The organism is Stenotrophomonas sp. STK16_22, from assembly GCF_051984505.1.
GTDB classification, from domain to species: Bacteria; Pseudomonadota; Gammaproteobacteria; order Xanthomonadales; family Xanthomonadaceae; genus Stenotrophomonas; species Stenotrophomonas maltophilia_A.
Window position 1 is genome coordinate 602,055 of record NZ_CP196972.1, and the last position, 20,510, is coordinate 622,564.

The following is a 20,510-nucleotide window of genomic DNA, read 5'->3' on the forward strand; positions in this document are numbered from 1 at the left end:
GGATATGAAAAGCTCGTCGCTGGTCGTCGTGATGCCTGTTTACGAAGATGTCGAGGCTTCGTCCATGTTGTTCAGGGCTTTGGCACGGGACCAGGGCAATGATGTCTACATCGTCGCAGTCGACGATGGCTCCGTGCGGCAGCCGGTGGACGCCGCCGCGATCGCCGCTGCGGGTCTCGATGGCGTGGTCCTGAAGCTGCGGCGTAATGTCGGGCATCAGAAAGCCATCGCGATCGGGATCGGCTACGTATCCGAACACTTCGTCGATAGGCAGCGCGTGGTCGTCATGGACTCGGACGGCGAAGATACGCCGCGCAGCATCAGCGAGCTCCTGGAGGCGTTGGAGTCCCCCGACGTCGATATCGTCGTGGCCTCGCGCAAGAGCCGGGTGGAAACCTTGAAGTTCCGTGCGTTCTACGTCGTGTACAAGTGGTTGTTCGCGATGCTCAGCGGCCGGCGCATCAGCTTCGGCAACTTCATGGCGGCCAAGCTGCATGCGATCAAGCGCCTGGCGGTGATGCAGGAGCTTTGGGTGCACGTTGCGGCCTGCGTGCTGACATCCAAGTTGCGGGTGGCATCGGTAGCTGTCGACCGTGGCCCGCGCTACGCCGGCAAGAGCAAGATGAACTTCGTTGGGCTGGCACTGCACGGTTTTCGCGCGCTGATGGTGTTTGCCGAGGATGTGCTGGTACGCGTGGGCATCGCCTGCACCGCGATCGCCGGATTGTCAGTGCTTGGCACTGTCCTTGCACTCGGGCTCAAGGCGGTCGGATTCGCTACACCGGGTTGGTTCTCGCTGGTGACCGGCATCCTGTTGCTGGTGTTCCTGCAGACCGGTGCGCTGACGCTGATCATCCTGATGCTCTCCGGAACGCTGCGCAATGGCGGCATTCTTGAAGTCGGTGGCTACAGGGCGTTCATCGCCGAGATCCTGCATGCGCGCACTGAGTGAGCGCATGCTGGCCAGCGAGGTCGTCCGCTATGGGATCAACGGTTTGCTGGCGACCGCGCTGCACTTCATGGTCCTCTACTGCGCGCTGGAAGTATGGGGCTTTCGATCAGCGGGACTTGCCAATGGCGCCGCAGCCTGCGTGGGCATTGCCGCGTCGTTCCTGGGCAGCCGTTACTTCGTCTTCCGCGCCTCCTCGGGCAGTTTCGTCGGCCAGGGTGTCCGGTTCGTAGCGCTTTACGCCGTCATCGCGCTCCTCCATGCACTCGTGCTCTACCTGTGGTCCGATCGAGCGGGCTGGGATTACCGTCTGGGCTTCCTCGTGGCGACTTGCGTGCAGGTGGCCTGTAGTTTTCTTGCAAACAAGTTGGTGGTCTTCAAATGAACAAGCTGGTCAAAGCGTTGCTCCTGACGTTGGCGTACGTCGTTACACTGATTGTCGTCTACATCGTGCACATGCGCTGGTTCAAGGTCGATGTCGTCCTGTACGCCAGTATTTTCGACGGCTTCCTGGCGGCTCTCATCGTCGGCGTGGCGGCACGAGGGGTGGGCGCGCTTTCCGGGTTCTCGGTGCTGGAGAAAGTCCAGCTGATCACGATCTGGCTGTTGGGCGGCTACCTGTTCGCCATATCCGTCCCGACTGTGATTGATCGATCATTGTCCTTCTATATTCTGGAGAAGATCCAACAACGCGGAGGCGGTATCCGTGAGGATGGTTTCGCACGCGTGTTCACTGATGAGTACCTCCCGGAGCACCATTTGGTGGAGGTGCGGCTGACGGAGCAGGAACAGTCGGGCACCATCGCCATCCACGATGGTTGCGTGCGGCTCACGCCCCGTGGCCAGGCTTTGGCAACCGCCAGCCGTTTCTATCGACAGAACTTCCTTCCACGCCAACGTCTGCTGATGGGCCAGTACACGGATGCACTGACCGATCCGTTCCGCTCCAGCAAGCAGGTGACCGACTATGAGTGCCAGTAAGAGCGCAGGCCGCTGGCGCAACGACCTGTTCGCTGCCTCGGTCTTCCTGCTCGTCGGGGTCGTGTTCTACCAACTCAAGGCGAACGCATATTTCACGGCGGTCCCCGGCGATCTTATCGACGCCCGTTTCAACTCGGTGGTCCTTGAGCATGTCTACCTTTGGTTGACCGGCGCCACGCCCGATGTGTGGAGCCCGGGCTTCTTCTACCCGGTGGCCAACGTACTGGCCCTGAGCGACAACCATTTCGGCTCAATCCTTCCTTATGCGGCCTTCCGCTGGTGGGGGCTGGATCGCTCGGAGGCATTGTCGGCCTGGCTAATGCTGGGGGGCGTACTCAACTACGCATGCGCCTACGTCGCCGCCCGTAGTTTGGGGCTGCGTCCTTCCGGCGCGGGAGCGGCGGCATTCGTATTTGCGTTTTCCCTTCCCGTTCTGGCACAGCAGGCGCATGCGCAGTTCGCATTCCGGATGTTCGTCCCTCTGCTGTTCCTAACCTTCTCCCGATGGCTGCAGCACGGCCGCCCCTCATCCCTGGCCTGGAGCTCCCTGCTGTTCGCTGCCCAAGTCTACTGTGCCATTTACACGGGTGTCTTCGCGGCCTACCTACTGCTGGCGATGACGGCCGCTTGGTTGCTGTTGGGGCGTGGCCGAACCCTAGCAGCGCAAGTCCGGGCCAGTTTCGGCAGGAACGAGTTGGGGCGCACGTTGGCCAGCCTTGCCGTCGTGCTCGCGTCTGCCATCGCAGTACTCGCCCTGCTGCGCAGCTATCACGCGGTAACTGAGGTACAGGGGTTCGTCAGGCCGCGCGACGAAATCCTGGGGATGTTGCCGCGGGTGTGGAGCTACCTGATCGCGGACTTCTCACCGCTGACGCGGTTCATCGGCGGCTCGATTGGTGACATCTCGATGCGCCACGAGCACCAGCTCTTCCTGGGCCTGGGCGTCCTGCTGTTCGCCGTCGTGGGGCTGCTCCTCGCCCTGCGGCGCATCGCCGATGCAGAACTGGGCATGCTGGCCGGCTTGGCCACGCTGGTGCTGGTGATCTGCACGCTCAACGTCAGCAATGTGTCGCTCTATCGTGTCTTCCTGCATCTTCCCGGCATTGATTCCATCCGTGCCGTTACACGCGTGATGCTCGTCATGGTGATGCCGATAGGCCTGCTTGCCGGCATCGGATTCCAGCGTGTCCTGCTGCTGGCCTCGCGTCGCGGTACCTGGACGGGCGCCCTGGCCTGTGTGGTTGCCTTTGTGTTGCTGACTGCCGAGTCCGTGACCTTCCAGGCTGGCCATGCGACCTTTGCCCAATGGCAACAACGGCAGGTAGCGTTCGCTGCCCGCGTTCCCGCTTCTGCACGGCAGGGTGACGTCCTATTCGCCGACAGGTCGGCCGAGGCCCCGTATCTTGACGACCTAGATGCCATGATTTACGCGCAGGACCACGGGATGTTCTCCGTGAACGGCTATTCGGGTTACGTGCCGAAGGGCGCGGGCGTGTCGGGCCCCTGTGAGTCGCCCGAAGGGTTTGCGCGCGCGTTCGGCGCCGTCAACGGCCTCGCTGCTCCTGCCATCGAAGCGCTTAGCCACCGCCTAGTACTAGTGCCGCTCGGGGACTGCTCCGGTGGCCGCATGAGCAGGATGTCCGGGCGAGTGGCGTCCGGTGTTGCAGAACACCTGCGCTTGGACATCACTGGCACCACGATCCAGCCGGGTCAGGTTGCGTTCACGCTCACGTTGGCCAATGGCTCGGATGGCGTCCTCTCGACCCGCGAGGTCCTGGGGCGCGACGTGCTGCTGTCGTGGCGGTTCATCCCCGACGGTCGCGACGAACGAGCCGTCGACTGGGATGCACGCCAAGCGCTGGTGTTGGAGTTGGCGCCCGGTGACCAGGCGGAGCTGCACGTCAAGGCGCCCGTCGCATCGGGGAGCTACACCCTGGAGGCGTCGCTGGTCCAAGAGACGATGTTCTGGTTCCACGATGAAGGCATGCGGATCCCGTCAGTCCACGTCGAAGTTCCTTGAATCCATTCTCCCCACAGAAGACACACGGATGAAGATCGCAATTGCAGGTACCGGGTACGTAGGCCTATCCAACGGCGTGTTGCTTGCGCGGAAACATGAGGTTGTCGCTGTCGACATCATGCCCGCTAAGGTAGAAGCGCTCAATGCGCGCAGGTCTCCCATCGCGGACGCCGAGCTGGAACAGGCATTGGCACACGACGCGCTGGATTTCCGCGCGACGCTCGAGCCCCGGGAGGCTTACGAAGGCGCGTCGTTCGTCATCATCGCCACGCCCACCGACTACGACCCCGACACCAATTACTTCAATACCCGTTCGATCGAGTCGGTCATCGCTGACGTGCTGGCCATTAATCCATCGGCCACGATGGTGATCAAGTCCACTATCCCGGTCGGCTACGTGCTCAAGGCACGTGAGAAGTTCGGCGTGGACAACATCATCTTCTCGCCGGAGTTTCTGCGCGAGGGCCGCGCGCTGTACGACAACCTGCACCCGTCCCGCATCATCGTGGGCGAGCGTTCGCCCCGGGCCGAGGCGTTTGCACGCCTGCTCCAAGAGGGCGCCATCAAGCAGGACGTGCCCGTCCTGTTTACTGAACCGACCGAAGCCGAGGCCATCAAGCTCTTCGCCAATACTTACCTTGCCATGCGCGTGTCCTACTTCAACGAGCTGGATAGCTACGCGTTGACGCATGGGCTGGACTCGCGGCAGATCATCGAAGGCATCAGCTTCGATCCACGCATCGGCGGGCACTACAATAATCCATCCTTCGGATACGGTGGCTATTGCCTGCCCAAGGACACCCGGCAGCTTTTGGCCAACTACCAGAGCGTCCCTCAGACGTTGATCCGGGCCATCGTCGATTCGAACACTACGCGGAAGGACTTCATCGCGGCCGATATCCTGCGGCGCAATCCCCAGGTGGTGGGTATCTATCGCCTGATCATGAAGGCCGGTTCGGACAACTTCCGCTCATCCAGCATTCAAGGGATCATGAAGCGCTTGAAGGCTAAGGGCGTTGAGGTGATCGTGCACGAGCCGGAACTTCATGAAGACGCGTTCTTCCGCTCGCGGGTGGTAAACGACCTGGAATCCTTCAAGCAGCAAGCGGACCTGATCATCAGCAACCGGATGGCCGACGCCCTGCTGGATGTGAAGGACAAGGTGTATACCCGCGATCTTTTCGGCGACAACTGAAAAATGATCGAACAAGGCAGGCCGGTGACAGACCGGCCTGCCTTGTTGCTTCAGGCCAGCGCCTCTTCCAGCTCCGGCAGGATCGCAAACAGATCCCCCACAAGGCCGATATCGGCAATCTCGAAGATCGGCGCGTCGCCGTCCTTGTTGATCGCGACAATGGTGCCGGCATCCTTGATGCCGGTCAGGTGCTGGATCGCACCACTGATGCCAACGGCCACGTACAGTTCCGGCGCGATGATCTTGCCGGTCTGGCCGACCTGCAGGTCGCTGGGCACGTAGCCGGCATCGACCGCCGCACGCGAGGCACCGACGGCAGCACCGAGCTTGTCGGCCAGCTGGAAGATGACCTTGAAGTTCTCTTCCGAACCGACGCCACGGCCACCCGAAACCACGCGCTTGGCGCTCTGCAGGTCCGGACGGTCGCTGGCACCGGCGGCCAGGCCGACGAAGCGGGTATGGGTCGGCAGGGCAGCGTCGACGCTGGCTGCTTCAACGGCGGCATTGCCACCTTGGGCGGCTTCCGGCCACGAGGCGGCACGCACGGTGGCGACCACGATCTGGTCGGCCGGGGCTTCCACGGTGATGATCGCGTTGCCGGCGTAGATCGGGCGCTTGAAGGTGTGGCTGCCTTCAACGCTCATCAGGTCGGAGACCTGGTTGACGCCGAGCAGGGCGGCCACGCACGGCATCAGGTCCTTGCCGAAGGTGGTCGACGGGCCGAATACGTGGGTGTAGCCCTTGGCCAGCTGTGCGATCTGCGGCGCCAGCACCTGGGCGATGGCCTGCGCGTTGGCCGCGTTGGCGACGGTCAGGACCTTGGCGACCCCAGCGATCTTCGCGGCTTCAGCGGCGACAGCGGCCGGATCGGCGGCCAGCACCAGCACGTCGATGCTGGCACCGCTGATGGCGGCGGCGGCGCTGACGGTCTTGGCGGTGGCGGCATTGAGCTTGCCGTCGTGGTGCTCGGCGATGACGAGAATCCTGCTCATTACAGCAACCCCTTCTGCTTGAGTGCGGCAACCAGTTCGGCCGCGTCCTTGACCATCACACCCTTGCTGCGCTTGGACGGCGCGGCGTACTGGGTGGTCTTGAAGGTGTCGGCGGCTTCAACGCCGAGGTCGGCCAGCTGCAGGGTCTCCAGCGGCTTGGCCTTGGCCTTCATGATGTCCGGCAGCTTGATGAAGCGCGGCTCGTTCAGGCGCAGATCGGTGGTGACCACGGCCGGCAGATCCACTTCCAGCGTTTCCAGGCCGGCGTCGACTTCACGGGTCACCGTGGCCTTGCCATCGGCAATTTCGAGCTTGCTGGCGAAGGTCGCCTGCGGGCGGCCCCACAGCGTGGCCAGCATCTGGCCGGTCTGGTTGGCGTCGTCGTCGATGGCCTGCTTGCCGAGGATCACCAGATCTGGCTGCTCCTTTTCGATCAGCTTGAGCAGGGTGCGCGACGCGGTCAGCGGCTGGATCGCCTGGTCGGTGACGACGTGGATGGCACGGTTGGCGCCCATGGCCAGGCCGTTGCGCAGGTGCGCCTGGGCGTCGGCCGGGGCGATGGTGGCAACCACGACTTCGCTGGCGATGCCCTTGTCGCGCAGGCGCAGGGCTTCTTCCAGAGCGATTTCATCGAAGGGGTTGGGGGACAGCTTGACGCCGTCGGTGACCACGCCGGAACCGTCCGGCTTGACCTGAATGCGGACGTTGTAGTCCACCACGCGCTTGTACGCGACGAGGATTTTCATCTGGTACGGGGTCCTTCAATAACGGAGAGAACGTCCGGTCCTGGAGCAGCAACCGGTTCGGGGGTGGGACCCCGATTCTAGCTGGCTTGGGGTGACCATGCGAATGCGTATGGTGGGAGCTCCGGCTGTTGCGATGCAGCAATGCAGTCGGCCTGAGTTCACTTGTGTGATCGCGTGTTACCGGAGGCCCGTTGTATCCTTCAACGTTGCATTGTCGTGGCCATGAAGGCCCCGTCCCACGAATCTCGATCAGGAGAACAGGTAGTGCCCACATGGCTTGTCACCGGCGGCGCCGGATTCATTGGCGGTAACTTCGTTCTCGAGGCCGTCGCGCGCGGCGTCAAGGTCATCAACCTCGATGTGCTGACCTACGCCGGCAACCTGAAGACCCTGTCCAGCCTTGATGGCAACCCGAACCACCTGTTCGTGCAGGGCGACATCGGCGACCGTGATCTGGTCGCCCGCCTGCTGGCCGAGCATCAGCCGGACGCGGTCGTGAACTTTGCAGCTGAAAGCCACGTTGACCGCTCCATCGATGGTCCCAGCGCCTTCATCCAGACCAATGTTGTGGGCACCCTGGGCCTGCTGGAAGCGGTCCGCGACTACTGGAAGGCGCTGCCGGCCGAACAGGGCGCGGCGTTCCGTTTCCTGCACGTGTCCACCGACGAGGTGTACGGCACGCTGGGTGAGACCGGCAAATTCAGTGAAACGACCCAGTACGCGCCCAATTCGCCGTACTCGGCGTCCAAGGCTGCGTCGGATCACTTGGTACGTGCGTTCCACCACACCTATGGGCTGCCGGTGCTGACCACCAATTGTTCGAACAATTACGGCCCCTACCACTTCCCCGAGAAGCTGATCCCGCTGGTGATCGCCAAGGCGCTGGCCGGCGAGCCGCTGCCGGTGTACGGCGATGGCAAGCAGGTGCGCGACTGGCTGTTCGTGTCCGACCACTGCGAGGCGATCCGCACCGTGCTGGCCAAAGGCCAGGTCGGCGAGACCTACAACGTCGGCGGCAACTCGGAAAAGCAGAACATCGAAGTGGTGCAGGCCATCTGCGCGCTGCTCGATGCGCGCCGCCCGCGTGAGGATGGCCTGCCGCGCAGCAGCCAGATCACCTACGTCACCGACCGCCCGGGCCATGACCGCCGTTACGCAATCGATGCGTCGAAGCTGAAGAACGACCTGGGCTGGGAACCGGCCTACACCTTCGAGCAGGGCATCGCCTTCACCGTCGACTGGTACCTGGACAACCAGAACTGGGTCAACGGCGTGCTCGACGGCAGCTACCGCCTGCAGCGCATCGGCACTGCAGCCTGAACCCAGGAGACACCATGACCCAGCGCAAGGGCATCATCCTCGCCGGTGGTTCCGGCACCCGCCTTTATCCGATCACCAAGGGCGTCAGCAAGCAGCTGTTGCCGGTGTACGACAAGCCGATGATCTACTACCCGCTCAGCGTGTTGATGCTGGCGGGCATCCGCGAAGTGTTGATCATCAATACCCCGCACGAACAGGCGCTGTTCCAGCAGTTGCTGGGCGACGGCTCTCAGTGGGGCATGGACATCCAGTATGCGGTGCAGCCGAGTCCGGATGGCCTGGCCCAGGCCTACCTGATCGGCCGCGACTTCGTGGCCGGCAAGCCGAGCTGCCTGGTGCTGGGTGACAACATCTTCCACGGTCACGGTTTGCGCGAAGTATTGAAGCGCGCCGATGAGCGCGTGGATGGTTCGACCGTGTTCGGCTACTGGGTAAATGATCCGGAGCGCTACGGCGTGGCCGAGTTCGACACGAGCGGCAAGGTCATCGATCTGGTGGAGAAGCCGGAAAATCCCCGCTCGAACTATGCGGTGACTGGCCTGTACTTCTATGACGGCAAGGCCAGCGATTACGCGGAGGAACTGAAGCCGTCGCCGCGCGGCGAGCTGGAGATCACGGATCTCAACAAGCGCTACCTGGAGGAAGGCAATCTTCACCTGGAAGCGCTCGGCCGTGGCTATGCCTGGCTGGATACCGGCACCCATCAGTCGCTGCTGGAGGCATCCAACTTCATCGAGACCATCCAGACCCGCCAGGGCCTGCAGGTGTGCTGCCCGGAAGAAATCGCGTTCGGTCAGGGCTGGATCAATGCCGAGCAGCTGGAGGCGCTGGCTGCGCCGCTGATCAAGAATGGCTACGGCCAGTACCTGCATAAACTCGCGCTGCGTGGAGTCGTTCCGTGAAAGTGATTGAAACCAAGCTTCCCGGCTGCAAGATCATCGAGCCGGCCGTGTTTGGCGATGCGCGTGGCTATTTTTTCGAAACCTGGAATGCCGAGCGCTTCGCTGCACTGGGCCTGCCGGACCGTTTCGTGCAGAGCAACGTATCGACGTCCGCACAGGGCGTGCTGCGTGGCCTGCATTACCAGTGGCCGCGCCCACAGGGCAAGCTGGTCAGCGTGCTGGAGGGCGAGGTCTATGACGTGGCCGTGGACATCCGTCGTGGCTCGCCGACCTTCGGCCAGTGGGAAGCGGTGGTGCTGAGTGCGGAAAACAGGAAGCAGTTCTGGATTCCGGAAGGCTTCGCGCACGGGTTTGCCGTGCTGTCCGAACGTGCGCTGTTCAGCTACCTGTGCACCGATGTCTACGTCAAGGAGGCGGATGCGGGTATCCGCTGGAACGATGCTGATATCGCGGTGGACTGGCCGGTCAGCGCACCGACCTTGTCGGCCAAGGACGAGAACGCGCCGTTCCTGAAGGACATTGCCGAAGACCGCCTGCCGGTCTACATCCCGTGACGGTGCTGGTGTTCGGCGGCAATGGCCAGGTCGGCCAGGAGCTGCTGCGCGCGCTGGCGCCGCTGGGCAAGGTGGTCGCAACGACCCGCAGCGGGCAACTGCCCGACGGAAGTGGCTGCGAAACCGCCGATTTCGGCCAGCCCGACAGCCTGCCGGCATTGCTGGATCGCCTGCAGCCATCGGTGGTGGTCAACGCGGCCGCCTATACGGCGGTTGATCGTGCCGAGCAGGATGCCGAGGCCGCCTTCGTCGCCAATGCGCAGACGCCGGGCATGATCGCGCGCTGGTGTGCGGCGCACGGCGTGCCGTTCGTGCATTACTCCACCGACTACGTGTTCGATGGACAGGGCAGCGCGCCCTACCGCGAAGACGAGCCGACCGCGCCATTGGGCGTGTACGGCACCAGCAAGCGCGATGGCGAGGATGCGGTTCGCGCGGCCGGCGGTCGTCATCTGATCTTCCGCACGGCGTGGGTGTATGCCTCGCATGGCGCCAATTTCCTGCGCACGATGCTGCGGGTGGGCGCCGAGCGCGACCAGTTGCGTGTGGTGGCCGATCAGATCGGCACGCCGACACCGGCCGCGTTGATTGCCGATGTCACCGTGCAGGCGCTGCAGCATCCGCGCGCGCTGTCGGGAACGTGGCACCTGACGGCGTCGGGGCAGACCAGCTGGCATGGCTTTGCCGAAGCGATTTTCGCTGAAGCGCTGGCGACGGGCGTGCTGGCCAAGGTGCCGTCGGTTGAAGCCATCCCCAGTTCCGAATACCCGACCCCGGCCAAGCGCCCGGCCTGGTCGGTGCTGGACAACCGCAAGCTGCAGCAGGATTTCGGCATCGTGCTGCCGAACTGGCAGGACGGCCTGAAGCGGGTGATGGCGGAGATTGCCTGACCCGGCAGGCGAAGTGCCGACCAACGGTCGGCACCCGCCGCAGGTCGTCGGATCAACTACGCCCGTACGTGTCCTCGAAACGCACGATGTCGTCTTCACCGAGGTAACTGCCGGACTGCACCTCGATCAGCTCCAGCGGCAGCTTGCCCGGGTTGCGCAGGCGATGGGTCACGCCCAGCGGGATGTACGTGCTCTGGTTCTCGCTGAGCAGGATCACCTCGTCGCCGCGGGTCACCTCGGCGGTGCCGCTGACCACGATCCAGTGCTCGGCGCGATGGTGATGCATCTGCAGGCTGAGCGTACCGCCGGGCTTGACGGTGATGCGCTTGACCTGGAAACGCTCGCCGTTGTCGATCGAATCGTAGGCGCCCCACGGGCGGTAGACCTTGCGATGCCAGGTGGCCTCGCTGCGACCGTCGGCCTTCAGCTGCGCCACCACGGTCTTGACCTCCTGCATGCGGTCGGCCTTGCCGACCAGCACCGCGTCGTCGGTCTCGACCACGATCACGTCATCCAGACCGACCAGTGCCACCAGGCGCTGTGCATAGGCATAGGTGTTGCGGCAGTCGATCGCGATCACGTCACCCTGATGCGCATTGCCATCGCCATCCTGATGCGAGACATCGCGCAGGGCTGTCCACGAGCCGACATCGTTCCAGCCGGCGTCCAGCGGAATCACCACGGCGTCTGCGGTTTTTTCCATCACGGCATAGTCGATGGAATCGGAGGGAACGGTTGCGAACGCCTCCTTGTCGAGACGGGTGAAATCCGAATCGCGACGGGCCTGCTGCCAGGCCTGGCGGCTGCCGGCCATCATGTCGGGCTGGAAGCGCTCCAGTTCCTGCAGGTAGCGCGAGGCCTTGATCAGGAACATGCCGCTGTTCCAGTAATACTGACCGCTGCTGACGTAACCGGTGGCGGTCTCAAGGTCGGGCTTTTCGACAAAGCGCTCGACCGCACGCAGGCCCTGCCCAGTGGCGGCCTTGATATAGCCGTAGCCGGTTTCCGGACCGGTCGGCACGATACCGAAGGTCACCAGCTTGCCGGACTCGGCAGCGCTGGCTGCAGCCTGCACGACTGCACGGAATGCAGCCTCATCGGTGATTACATGGTCCGAGGGCAGCACCAGCAGCAGCGCATCGGCGCCGTCGCGGGTGGCCTCCAGGGCTGCGACCGCAATCGCCGGCGCCGTATTGCGGCCAACCGGTTCCAGGATGATGGCAGCCGGCTCGGCGCCGACCTGCTGCAGTTGCTCGGCAGCGACGAAGCGGTGCTCTTCGTTGGCGATCACCAACGGGCCGTGGGTGGCGATGGGCGCGACGCGCTGCCAGGTGGCCTGCAGCATCGTCAGTTCGCCTGCCAGCGGCAGGAACTGCTTCGGATACGCCTCGCGCGACAGTGGCCACAGGCGGGTGCCGGAACCACCGGACAGGATGACGGGCTGGATGTTGCTCATGGTCTTCCTTGATTACTGCTGGAGGAGATGGGAGATTTCGTCGGTGCGCGCCTGCATCAGCGCTGCGTCGCCGCGGGCTTCAACGTTCAGGCGCAGCAGCGGCTCGGTGTTGGAACTGCGCAGGTTGAAGCGCCAGTCGCCGAAATCGGCGCTGATGCCATCGGTATGGTCCAGCGCGGGCGACCGCGCGGCGAAGTGCTCCATCACGCGGGCCACGGCGGCCTTGGCATCGGCCACCTTGAAGTTGATCTCGCCGCTGCAGGGATAGGCCGCCATGCGGTCTTCGACCCAGTCGGCCAGCGAGCGGCCGCTCTCGGAGATCAGCTGCGCGATCAGCAGCCACGGGATCATGCCGGAGTCGGCATAGGCGAATTCGCGGAAGTAGTGGTGTGCGCTCATCTCGCCGCCGTACACCGCATCTTCGGCGCGCATCTTTTCCTTGATGAAAGCGTGGCCGCTCTTGCACAGCACCGGCACGCCACCTGCCTGTTCAACCATTTCCACGGTGTTCCAGACCAGCCGCGGGTCATGCACGATCTTGCCACCGGGATTGCGTGCCAGGATGGCCTTGGCCAGCAGGCCGACCAGATAGTAGCCCTCGATGAAGCGGCCGGTATGGTCGAAGAAGAAGCAGCGGTCAAAGTCACCGTCCCAGGCAATGCCGAAGTCGGCGCCGTGTTCGCGCACCGCATTGGCGGTGGCGGCGCGGTTTTCCGGCAGCAGCGGGTTGGGAATGCCGTTGGGGAAGTTGCCATCGGGTTCGTGACAGATGCGGATGAACTCGAACGGCAGGTGCGGTGCCAGCAGGTCGACGATGGCGCCCGCACCACCGTTGCCGGCATTGACCACCAGCTTCAGCGGCTTGAGCTTGGCGGCGTCGACGTAGCTCAGCAGATGCTGGATATAGGCGCTCTTGTCATGCTGGGCGGTCTGCCCGGCGCGTGGCGGCTGGGCCTCGGACGTATCGACGGCGACCGCATCGGAGATCGCGAACAGGCCGGTATCGGAGCTGATCGGGCGGGCGTTCTCCTTGACCAGCTTCATCCCGTTGTAGTCCATCGGGTTGTGGCTGGCGGTCACCATCACACCGCCGGCTGCGCCGAGGTGATCGGTCTGGAAGTAGACCTCTTCGGTACCGCACAGACCGATGTCGATCACCTCACGACCGGTACCACCCAGGCCTGCGGCCAGTGCATCCTGCAGCGCCGGGCTGGTCAGGCGCACATCGTGGCCGAGGACCACCGGGCCGGGAGCGAGCTGCGCAGCCAGGGCGACGCCGATGCGGCGCGCCAGGTCTTCGTTCAGTTCTTCCGGCACGCGGCCGCGGATATCGTAGGCCTTGAAGGCGGGCAGGGGCATCGATCAGATCCTTTGTGAGCTCAGCGCTCAATTGTAGCCCCAGTCCCGTATGGGAATCGTTTCCATCGGAGAACGCCACCTGACTGGCGCCACGGATCAGGCCTGCGGCGATCGTCGGCCTGGCCGGCCGGTGCGCTTGGCCGGCAGGCCCGGCAACGGCGCCAGCAGCGCCTGGACGTCTTCCTCACTGAAGCGTGGACCCGTGCTGCCGCCGCCTTCCAGAATCGATTCCGCCAGAAGGGCCTTGCGTTCCTGCAGCTCGGCAATCCGTTCTTCGATGCTGCCTGCGGCGATCAGCCGGTAGACGAACACCGGCTGCTGCTGGCCGATGCGATGGGCGCGGTCACTGGCCTGGTTTTCGGCCGCCGGGTTCCACCAGGGATCGAAGTGGATGACGGTGTCTGCAGCAGTCAGGTTCAACCCGACGCCACCGGCCTTCAGGCTGATCAGGAACACGGGTACCTCGCCCTGCATGAAACGCTGCACCGGCGTGGCCCGGTCCTGGGTGTCGCCGGTCAGCGTCACATAGGCCAGCCCGAGCTCCTCCAGCGCCTGCCCGATCCGCGCCAGCATGCCGGTGAACTGTGAGAACACCAGGATCCGCCGGCCTTCCTCGACCATCGACGGCAGCATGTCGCGCAGCAGCTCCAGTTTGGCCGAGCCGGCATTGCGTGCAGGGGCGTCGCCCGGCAGCAGGCGCGGATCGCAGCAGACCTGGCGCAGCTTCAGCAAGGCATCCAGCACCACGATATGGCTGCGCGCCAACCCGCTGCCGCTGATGGCCTCGCGCACCTGCTTTTCCATCGCAGCACGCACGGTTTCATAGAGATCACGCTGGCCACCCTCCATCTCCACCGCGCGGGTAATGAGGGTCTTGGGCGGAAGCTCTGACGCGACCTGGTCCTTGCGACGGCGCAGGATGAAGGGACGCAGACGCTGCGCCAGCAACGTGGCGCGGCGGTGGTCGCTGCCGCGTTCGATCGGATGGCGCCAATGCTGGTTGAACTGTTTCTCGCTGCCGAGCAGGCCGGGCAGCAGGAAATCGAACTGCGTCCACAGTTCGCCCAGATGGTTTTCCAGCGGCGTACCGGTCAGGCACAGGCGATGACGCGCCTGCAGCGTGCGCAGCGTGACGGCCGCACGCGATTTCGGATTCTTCACCTGCTGGGCCTCGTCGAGGATCAGCAGATGGTAGGCATGTGCCTGCAGCGCCTGCTCGTCACGCCACAGCAGGGGATACGTGGTCAGTACAAGATCGTGCTCGGGGATCGCCTCGAACAGTGCTTCACGTGCCGGTCCGTGCAGGGTCAGTACGCGCAGGCCCGGAGTGAAGCGTGCCGCTTCGCTCTGCCAGTTGTGCAGCAGCGAGGTCGGCACCACCAGCAGCGCCGGCTGGTCCAGGCGGCCACTTTCCTTTTCGACCAGCAGATGCGCCAGTGTCTGCAGGGTCTTGCCCAGCCCCATGTCATCGGCCAGCACCCCGCCCAGCCCCTGCTGGCGCAGGTACTGCAGCCACGACAGGCCCTCCAGCTGGTAGGGACGCAGCGTTGCCACCAGCCCCGCCGGTGGCGGCACTTCGCCCAGTGCGGGTGCCTGCATCAGCCGCTGCACCAGCGCCTGGGTATCCTTGCGGCCCCGGAACTGCAGGCGCGCCGTGTCCTGCAGTGCCTGCAGGCGGCCACGGTCAAGCGCTGACAAGCGCAGCGGCGCGCCACGCTGGGCGAACAGGTCCGCCAACAGGGCCATGATCGGCTTCAGTCGCGCGGCCCGCAGTGCCAGGCGGGTGTTGTCGCCTGCCATCAACAGGACGTTCTCGTCGTCGCCGATGGCGTCCAGCTGGCCACGCATCCAGCGGGGATCGGACTGCAGCACCTGCTGCAGCAGCGGAACCATCGATACGTTGCGGCCTTCCACCTGGATGTCCAGACCCAGGTTGAACCAGCCCGCATCCGTCGGGTCCGCCTGGATGTCCAGGTCGATCTCATCCACCCGGGTGATGCGATGGCGGAAATCGTCGTCCGTCTCCACCTTCCAGCCCAAGGCTTCCAGGCGCGGCACGTCATCCAGCAGGAACCGTGTCCAGTCATGGGTGCGCAGCTGGAACTGCGGGCCAGCGCCGTCCAATGGCGCCCGCGGGTCCGTGTCGCGATACAGTCCCACCGTGCGCAGCTGGGCCTCGCGCCGTGATTCCTCAGCCAGGTCACGGGGCAGCAGGGCGAGCTGGCCCTCCGGATCGAGTGCGAACAGGCTCGGATCATCCAGGAACCGCACGTGCTCGTCGTACTCGAAGGCCACGGTCGCGATATCGGCCCATTGCGACGGGTCGCGGCGACCGAGCCATGCCGGCCGGAACTCAATCGTATGCAGGCGCAGCACGGGGATCATCGCGCTGATCTGCAGGGTAGGCAGCGTGTCGCTTGCACCGGGGCGCGGCAGGGCAGGGTCGATCTGTTGCAGCATCTGTGCGACCACCGCTTCTTCGTTGGGTAACAGATTGGGCAGGCTCAGGAAGGCGTCGGCGTCCTCGGCCCTGACATCCAGCAGCAGCGGACCGACCTCGCCGGTGACCGGGTCCAGATAGCACGCACTCCGGCCCAGGACCACGCCTCTGGCGCCGCCCTCCACGCTCAACGCGGGTTCCAGCAGCGTTGCGCCCTGCGTCATGCCAACGGTCCAGCCCAGTTCGCCGCGGCGTGGAGCTCCTGACCGGGCCGGCACGTCGCCGTGCGTACCGCAGGAGACCCAGCCATGGCCGCTGGAGACGATCAACTGCAGGGTGGCCGCGAAGTCGATCCATTCGTCCTTCGTCGCGGGCTGCCGCTGGGTGCGTAGCTGGATCATCACCGCCAGATCAGTCGGCGTGAGATAGGCCGGAGGATCCAGCAGCAGGTCCGCAGTGATATCCATCCACTTGCCCGTGCTGATCGCACCATCGGTCCCGTACTTGACGCGCCGGACCAGCACGGCGGGGTGGTGGTTGTAGGTGGACAGTTCGAAGATGACACCGTTTCGGCGTGGCTGGGCCGGCCGGATCCGCGCGCTCTGCCAACGCGAAAGCTCTGCCAGCAGTTCAGGACGCGGCGGTTGCGTCAGGTCCTGTTCGGTCAGGGGGCTCTCGTCGTCCATGGCAAGCGAATCCAGCATGTACGAGACCAGCACCGCCGCCACATGCTTGCAGGTGCGGCCGACGGGGCAGGAACAGGCACTCTGCAGGCGGCTGCGCGCGGTGCGCGTACTGGCCGTCAGATCGATCTCCACGTAGTAGGGATGCCTGGCCGAACCCTGTACCTCGGCCGTCAGCAGGCCATCGCGGAGTTGCCGGTTGCGCACGCCACCCAGGCACTGCTCGCTTTTCTGCAGTGTCCATTCGTCGATCCAGCGGAACAGGTCTTCGTCTGTGAAGGTCGGCGTCATCGTAGATCGAGGGGCGTAGGCGCTGAAGCACCCTTCTGCGTGGAATCGCCCATTCTACCCAATGCCCGCCTGGTCCTCCGTCAATGCTGCGGCGCATCCAGGCCCTTCGCCGCCCTCCAGCTAGAATGCGGTCATCCTCAACGTGCAGGGTAGTACAGCAATGCAGCAATCGACTTCCACCGGCAAGCGCGGCAAGCGCTTCGCCAGTGCGGCGGAGGCCCTGCAAGGGGTGGTCGCCGATGGCCAGACGCTGGCCGTGGGCGGCTTCGGCCTGTGTGGCATTCCCGAGGCCCTGATCGCCGCGCTGCGTGACAGTGGCGCCAAGGGCCTGACCGTGATCTCCAACAATGCCGGCGTCGATGGTTTCGGCCTGGGCCAGCTGCTGGAAACCCGCCAGATCAAGAAGATGATTTCGTCCTACGTGGGCGAGAACAAGGAATTCGAGCGCCAGTTTCTGGCCGGCGAGCTGGAGCTGGAATTCAACCCGCAGGGCACCCTGGCCGAGCGCCTGCGTGCCGGTGGCGCGGGCATCCCGGCGTTCTTCACTGCCACTGGCTACGGCACGGTGGTGGCCGAGGGCAAGGAAACCCGCGAGTTCGACGGCAAGCACTACGTGATGGAGACCGCGCTGCGTGCCGACGTGGCGCTGGTCAAGGCGTGGAAGGCCGACGAGGCTGGCAATCTGGTGTTCCGCAAGACCGCACGCAACTTCAACCCGGCCTGCGCGATGGCCGGCAAGGTCTGCATCGTGGAAGTTGAAGAGGTGGTGCCGGTCGGCACGATCGATCCCGACCAGGTGCACCTGCCGGGCATCTACGTGCACCGTATCGTGCACAACCCGCATCCTGAAAAGCGTATCGAACAGCGCACCATCCGCGCGGAGGGCAACTGACATGGCGTGGACCCGCGATGAGATGGCGGCACGCGCCGCCCGCGAACTGACCGATGGTGCCTACGTGAACCTGGGCATCGGCCTGCCGACCCTGGTTGCCAACCACATCCCCGAAGGCGTGGATGTGTGGCTGCAGTCGGAAAACGGCCTGCTCGGTATCGGCCCGTTCCCGACCGATGCCGAAGTCGATGCCGACCTGATCAACGCCGGCAAGCAGACCGTGACCGCACGTGCCGGTGCCAGCTACTTCGGCAGCCACGACAGCTTTGCGATGATCCGCGGCGGCCATGTCAACCTGGCCATCCTCGGCGCCATGCAGGTCACCGACAAGGGTGACCTGGCCAACTGGATGGTGCCCGGCAAGATGGTCAAGGGCATGGGCGGCGCGATGGACCTGGTGGCCGGCGTGCAGCGCGTGGTGGTGCTGATGGAGCACACCGCCAAGAACGGCGAGCAGAAGATCCTGCCCGAATGCACGTTGCCGCTGACCGGTGTGGGCGTGGTCGACCGCATCATCACCGATCTGGCCGTGTTCGACGTGACTGACAAGGGCCTGCTGCTGGTGGAAGCCGCGCCGGGTGTCAGCGATGACGAGTTGAAGGAAAAGACGGGCGTGGCGTTCGTTCGCGGTTGAAGGTCTGGGGCGGCCCGGCTCAGGGACGCCCCATTCTCAGGTAGCGCCATGCTTTTCCCTCACGACCTGCCCGATGCCGATGTCCAGCACCTGCCGGGCTGGCTGGCCGCGACCGATGCAGACCGGCTCCTGTCCGTGCTGCAGGCCGAAGTCCTCTGGGAAGTCCACCGCATCCGCATGTTCGGCAACTGGGTGGATTCGCCGCGGCTGAGCTGCTGGATCGGCGATCCGCAGGCGCGCTACCGCTATTCCGGGGCTGAATTCGTGCCGCACCCCTGGCCACCCGCGTTGCAGGCCATGCGTGATCGCCTGCAGGTGGAGGGCCTCGGCCGCTTCAACAGCGTGCTGCTGAACCGCTATCGCGGCGGCGGTGATTACATGGGCTGGCACAGCGATGACGAGCCGGAACTGGGGCCGGCCCCGGTGATTGCTTCGCTGAGCCTGGGCGCGGCGCGGCGCTTCCTGCTGCGCCGGCGCGATGACCCGGCGCGGAAGGCCGAGTATCTGCTCGGCCATGGCGATCTGCTGGTGATGGCCGGTCAGACCCAACAGTTCTATCAGCACGCGCTGCCGAAGATGGCACGCGTGCAGGGGGAGCGGATCAACCTGACGTTCCGCTGGATCACGCCGCGCTGATCGATCAGCGCGCGACGGTCGGCTGGTCGGCCTGTCCGCTGGTCAGCGTCCAGCCCACCACGTCCTGCGCCAGCTGCTGCAGGCCACGTTCGAAGGCGGCGGTGACGGCAGGAACATCGGTGCTGCCGACCGGCTGCGCCTGGCGGAAGGTGCGGTCGGCGACCACGCGCTGGTCGGCGACGTGGATCAGCTTGGCGTTGACCTCGATCACCACCGTCGGCGTGGCCTGTCCCTGGTAGTCCGATTCGAAGCGGCGCACGTCGGTGGACAGCTTGTAGTCGGCGCGGATGCCGGCGGTGCTGCGCGCCACGCCGCGGATGCGGCCGGAATCCTCGAAGCCGCGCAGCAGGGTGTCCTCGATCATGTCGGTGGCCGGCTGCGCCCAGCTGGCGCCCTTGTAGATCTCCAGCTGCGACGGCGTCGGCCGCACGTTGATGCGCGGGCTGTCGACCATGCGCGCGGCGCTGGGTTTGGCCAGTACCAGCTGCCAGCTGGCCTGTGGCCACGCCGGGTCCGCCTTGACCTGCACGGACGGCGAGTACAGCGTCACTGCGGTTTTCTCGCTGCTGCCAAGGATGGAGCAGCCGCCCAGCAGGGTGACCATCGAAGCGGCCAGCAGCAGGCGCGGAAGGGTGGTCGGGCTCATTTGGGTTCGAACTCCTTCGGTGCGTCGCGGCCCAGCAGGTAGCGCGCGGGGTTGTTCTCGAGGCGGTCGCTGACCCGGCGCAGGTCGCGGATCAGGCCGCGCAGTTCGGTCAGCGTCGGGCCGAGCTGGCCGAGGCCATCGTTGGCGAAGCTGTTGATGGCAGCGCGGTTCTCGCCAAGGATCGAATCGGCGTTGCCTGCGGCCGAATCAAGCTTGGCCAGAGTGCCGTCGAGCTTGTCGATGATGCCCGGCAGCTGCTGCACCAGGTTCTTGTCCAGGCGCTCGATGGTGCCGTTGGTGGTCTTCAGCGTGGTGTCCAGGCTGCGGGCGGCGTCGCGCGCGCTGAGCAGCAGCGCCTGCGTGCCCTGGTCACGGTCGGCCAGACCACCGCTGATGGTTTCCAGGTTGGCCAGTGTCGCGTTGATCGAAGCCACGTTGCGGTCGCTGAGAATCTGGTCCATGCGCTCGACGATGCGGTTGGCGACGTCGGTGATGTTCTGCAGCGCGGAGGGCGTGGTCGGGATGATCGGCGCCGGGTCCTTGTTGACCGTGGTCAGCGCCGGCGACTGCGGCGTGCCACCGCTGAGCTGGATGATCGACGGGCCGGTCAGGCTGGTGATCGCCAGCTTGGCGCGGGTATCGGTCTTGACCGGCGTGTTGGAGTTCAGGCGGATGCGCGCGACCACCTGGCGCGGGTCGTCCGGTACCAGGTTCAGTTCGGTGATCGAGCCCACCGCGATGCCGTTGTACTGCACCGGGCTGCCCACCGACAGCCCGGTCACCGCTTCGCGGAACACCACGCGGTATTCCTGCCAGGTGCGGTCGGAAGAGTACTTGGCGGCCCACAGGCCGAAGGCCAGCAGGGCCAGGCCGGTGATCAGGGTGAACGCGCCGATCAGCACGTAGTTGGCTTTGGTTTCCATG

19 protein-coding genes are annotated in these 20,510 nt (G+C 64.8%); 12 read left to right on the plus strand and 7 right to left on the minus strand.

Annotation, left to right across the window (positions count from 1 at the left end):
* Window positions 1–4: 4 nt before the first annotated feature.
* Genes ACSYAO_RS02700 through ACSYAO_RS02720 form a run of 5 tightly spaced genes read left to right on the plus strand, consistent with a single transcriptional unit; the run spans window position 5 to window position 5,145 of the window.
* Complete coding sequence (locus ACSYAO_RS02700; RefSeq protein ID WP_049461346.1) at window positions 5–952, plus strand: glycosyltransferase; 948 nt, start codon at window positions 5–7, stop codon at window positions 950–952.
* Window positions 936–1,334 (plus strand): GtrA family protein, encoded by a 399-nt coding sequence (locus tag ACSYAO_RS02705; protein ID WP_049461348.1) that lies wholly within the window; start codon window positions 936–938, stop codon window positions 1,332–1,334. Before ACSYAO_RS02700 ends, ACSYAO_RS02705 begins: the two co-directional genes overlap by 17 nt.
* Window positions 1,331–1,930, plus strand: coding sequence for a hypothetical protein (locus ACSYAO_RS02710; RefSeq protein WP_049461350.1), 600 nt, complete (start codon window positions 1,331–1,333; stop codon window positions 1,928–1,930). The genes ACSYAO_RS02705 and ACSYAO_RS02710 overlap by 4 nt, the downstream gene beginning before the upstream one ends.
* On the plus strand, window positions 1,917–3,950 hold the full coding sequence (locus tag ACSYAO_RS02715) for a hypothetical protein (protein ID WP_049461352.1): 2,034 nt from the start codon (window positions 1,917–1,919) through the stop codon (window positions 3,948–3,950). Before ACSYAO_RS02710 ends, ACSYAO_RS02715 begins: the two co-directional genes overlap by 14 nt.
* A 28-nt stretch (window positions 3,951–3,978) precedes the next feature.
* Complete coding sequence (locus ACSYAO_RS02720) at window positions 3,979–5,145, plus strand: nucleotide sugar dehydrogenase (protein WP_049461354.1); 1,167 nt, start codon at window positions 3,979–3,981, stop codon at window positions 5,143–5,145.
* Window positions 5,146–5,195: 50 nt separating this feature from the next.
* Here ACSYAO_RS02720 and ACSYAO_RS02725 read toward each other — a convergent pair whose 3' ends face one another.
* Both ACSYAO_RS02725 and ACSYAO_RS02730 read right to left on the minus strand, forming a co-directional pair.
* Window positions 5,196–6,137, minus strand: coding sequence for an electron transfer flavoprotein subunit alpha/FixB family protein (locus ACSYAO_RS02725; RefSeq protein WP_049461356.1), 942 nt, complete (start codon window positions 6,135–6,137; stop codon window positions 5,196–5,198).
* Window positions 6,137–6,883, minus strand: coding sequence for an electron transfer flavoprotein subunit beta/FixA family protein (locus ACSYAO_RS02730; RefSeq protein ID WP_012509979.1), 747 nt, complete (start codon window positions 6,881–6,883; stop codon window positions 6,137–6,139). Before ACSYAO_RS02730 ends, ACSYAO_RS02725 begins: the two co-directional genes overlap by 1 nt.
* Window positions 6,884–7,147: 264 nt before the next feature.
* Between ACSYAO_RS02730 and rfbB the strand changes: the two genes are divergently transcribed.
* Genes rfbB through rfbD form a run of 4 tightly spaced genes read left to right on the plus strand, consistent with a single transcriptional unit; the run spans window position 7,148 to window position 10,549 of the window.
* Entirely contained in the window at window positions 7,148–8,203 is a 1,056-nt protein-coding gene (gene rfbB, locus ACSYAO_RS02735) for a dTDP-glucose 4,6-dehydratase (RefSeq protein ID WP_049461358.1), read from the plus strand.
* 14 nt (window positions 8,204–8,217) lie between these two features.
* Window positions 8,218–9,105, plus strand: coding sequence for a glucose-1-phosphate thymidylyltransferase RfbA (gene rfbA / locus ACSYAO_RS02740; RefSeq protein WP_049461360.1), 888 nt, complete (start codon window positions 8,218–8,220; stop codon window positions 9,103–9,105).
* A complete protein-coding gene (gene rfbC, locus ACSYAO_RS02745; RefSeq protein ID WP_049461362.1) occupies window positions 9,102–9,659 on the plus strand; it encodes a dTDP-4-dehydrorhamnose 3,5-epimerase in 558 nt (185 codons plus the stop codon). The genes rfbA and rfbC overlap by 4 nt, the downstream gene beginning before the upstream one ends.
* Window positions 9,656–10,549, plus strand: coding sequence for a dTDP-4-dehydrorhamnose reductase (rfbD, locus tag ACSYAO_RS02750; RefSeq protein WP_049461364.1), 894 nt, complete (start codon window positions 9,656–9,658; stop codon window positions 10,547–10,549). The genes rfbC and rfbD overlap by 4 nt, the downstream gene beginning before the upstream one ends.
* 52 nt (window positions 10,550–10,601) lie before the next feature.
* Here rfbD and ACSYAO_RS02755 read toward each other — a convergent pair whose 3' ends face one another.
* The 3 genes from ACSYAO_RS02755 to ACSYAO_RS02765 all read right to left on the minus strand — a co-directional run bounded on the left by ACSYAO_RS02755 (window position 10,602) and on the right by ACSYAO_RS02765 (window position 16,778).
* Window positions 10,602–12,005: a mannose-1-phosphate guanylyltransferase/mannose-6-phosphate isomerase gene (locus tag ACSYAO_RS02755; protein WP_049461366.1), complete on the minus strand. Its 1,404-nt coding sequence runs from the start codon at window positions 12,003–12,005 to the stop codon at window positions 10,602–10,604.
* Between the two features lie 12 nt (window positions 12,006–12,017).
* On the minus strand, window positions 12,018–13,364 hold the full coding sequence (locus ACSYAO_RS02760) for a phosphomannomutase/phosphoglucomutase (RefSeq protein WP_049461368.1): 1,347 nt from the start codon (window positions 13,362–13,364) through the stop codon (window positions 12,018–12,020).
* A 96-nt stretch (window positions 13,365–13,460) separates the two neighbouring features.
* A complete protein-coding gene (locus ACSYAO_RS02765; RefSeq protein ID WP_049461370.1) occupies window positions 13,461–16,778 on the minus strand; it encodes a DEAD/DEAH box helicase in 3,318 nt (1,105 codons plus the stop codon).
* Window positions 16,779–16,938: 160 nt separating this feature from the next.
* Here ACSYAO_RS02765 and ACSYAO_RS02770 point away from each other — a divergent pair, with 160 nt between their 5' ends.
* From ACSYAO_RS02770 to ACSYAO_RS02780, 3 genes are read left to right on the plus strand one after another with little or no spacing between them, the layout of a single operon-like run.
* Complete coding sequence (locus tag ACSYAO_RS02770) at window positions 16,939–17,670, plus strand: CoA transferase subunit A (RefSeq protein ID WP_049461372.1); 732 nt, start codon at window positions 16,939–16,941, stop codon at window positions 17,668–17,670.
* A gap of 1 nt (window position 17,671) precedes the next feature.
* Window positions 17,672–18,304: a CoA transferase subunit B gene (locus tag ACSYAO_RS02775; RefSeq protein WP_049461374.1), complete on the plus strand. Its 633-nt coding sequence runs from the start codon at window positions 17,672–17,674 to the stop codon at window positions 18,302–18,304.
* Window positions 18,305–18,352: 48 nt separating this feature from the next.
* Window positions 18,353–18,940 carry an alpha-ketoglutarate-dependent dioxygenase AlkB family protein gene (locus ACSYAO_RS02780; RefSeq protein WP_049461376.1) on the plus strand — a complete coding sequence of 196 codons (588 nt, stop codon included), beginning with the start codon at window positions 18,353–18,355 and terminating at the stop codon, window positions 18,938–18,940.
* A 4-nt stretch (window positions 18,941–18,944) separates the two neighbouring features.
* Here the strand turns inward: ACSYAO_RS02780 and ACSYAO_RS02785 are convergent, their stop codons facing one another.
* A complete protein-coding gene (locus tag ACSYAO_RS02785; RefSeq protein WP_049424921.1) occupies window positions 18,945–19,586 on the minus strand; it encodes an ABC-type transport auxiliary lipoprotein family protein in 642 nt (213 codons plus the stop codon).
* Complete coding sequence (locus tag ACSYAO_RS02790; protein ID WP_014035909.1) at window positions 19,583–20,509, minus strand: MlaD family protein; 927 nt, start codon at window positions 20,507–20,509, stop codon at window positions 19,583–19,585. Before ACSYAO_RS02790 ends, ACSYAO_RS02785 begins: the two co-directional genes overlap by 4 nt.
* Between the last annotated feature and the right edge of the window lies 1 nt (window position 20,510).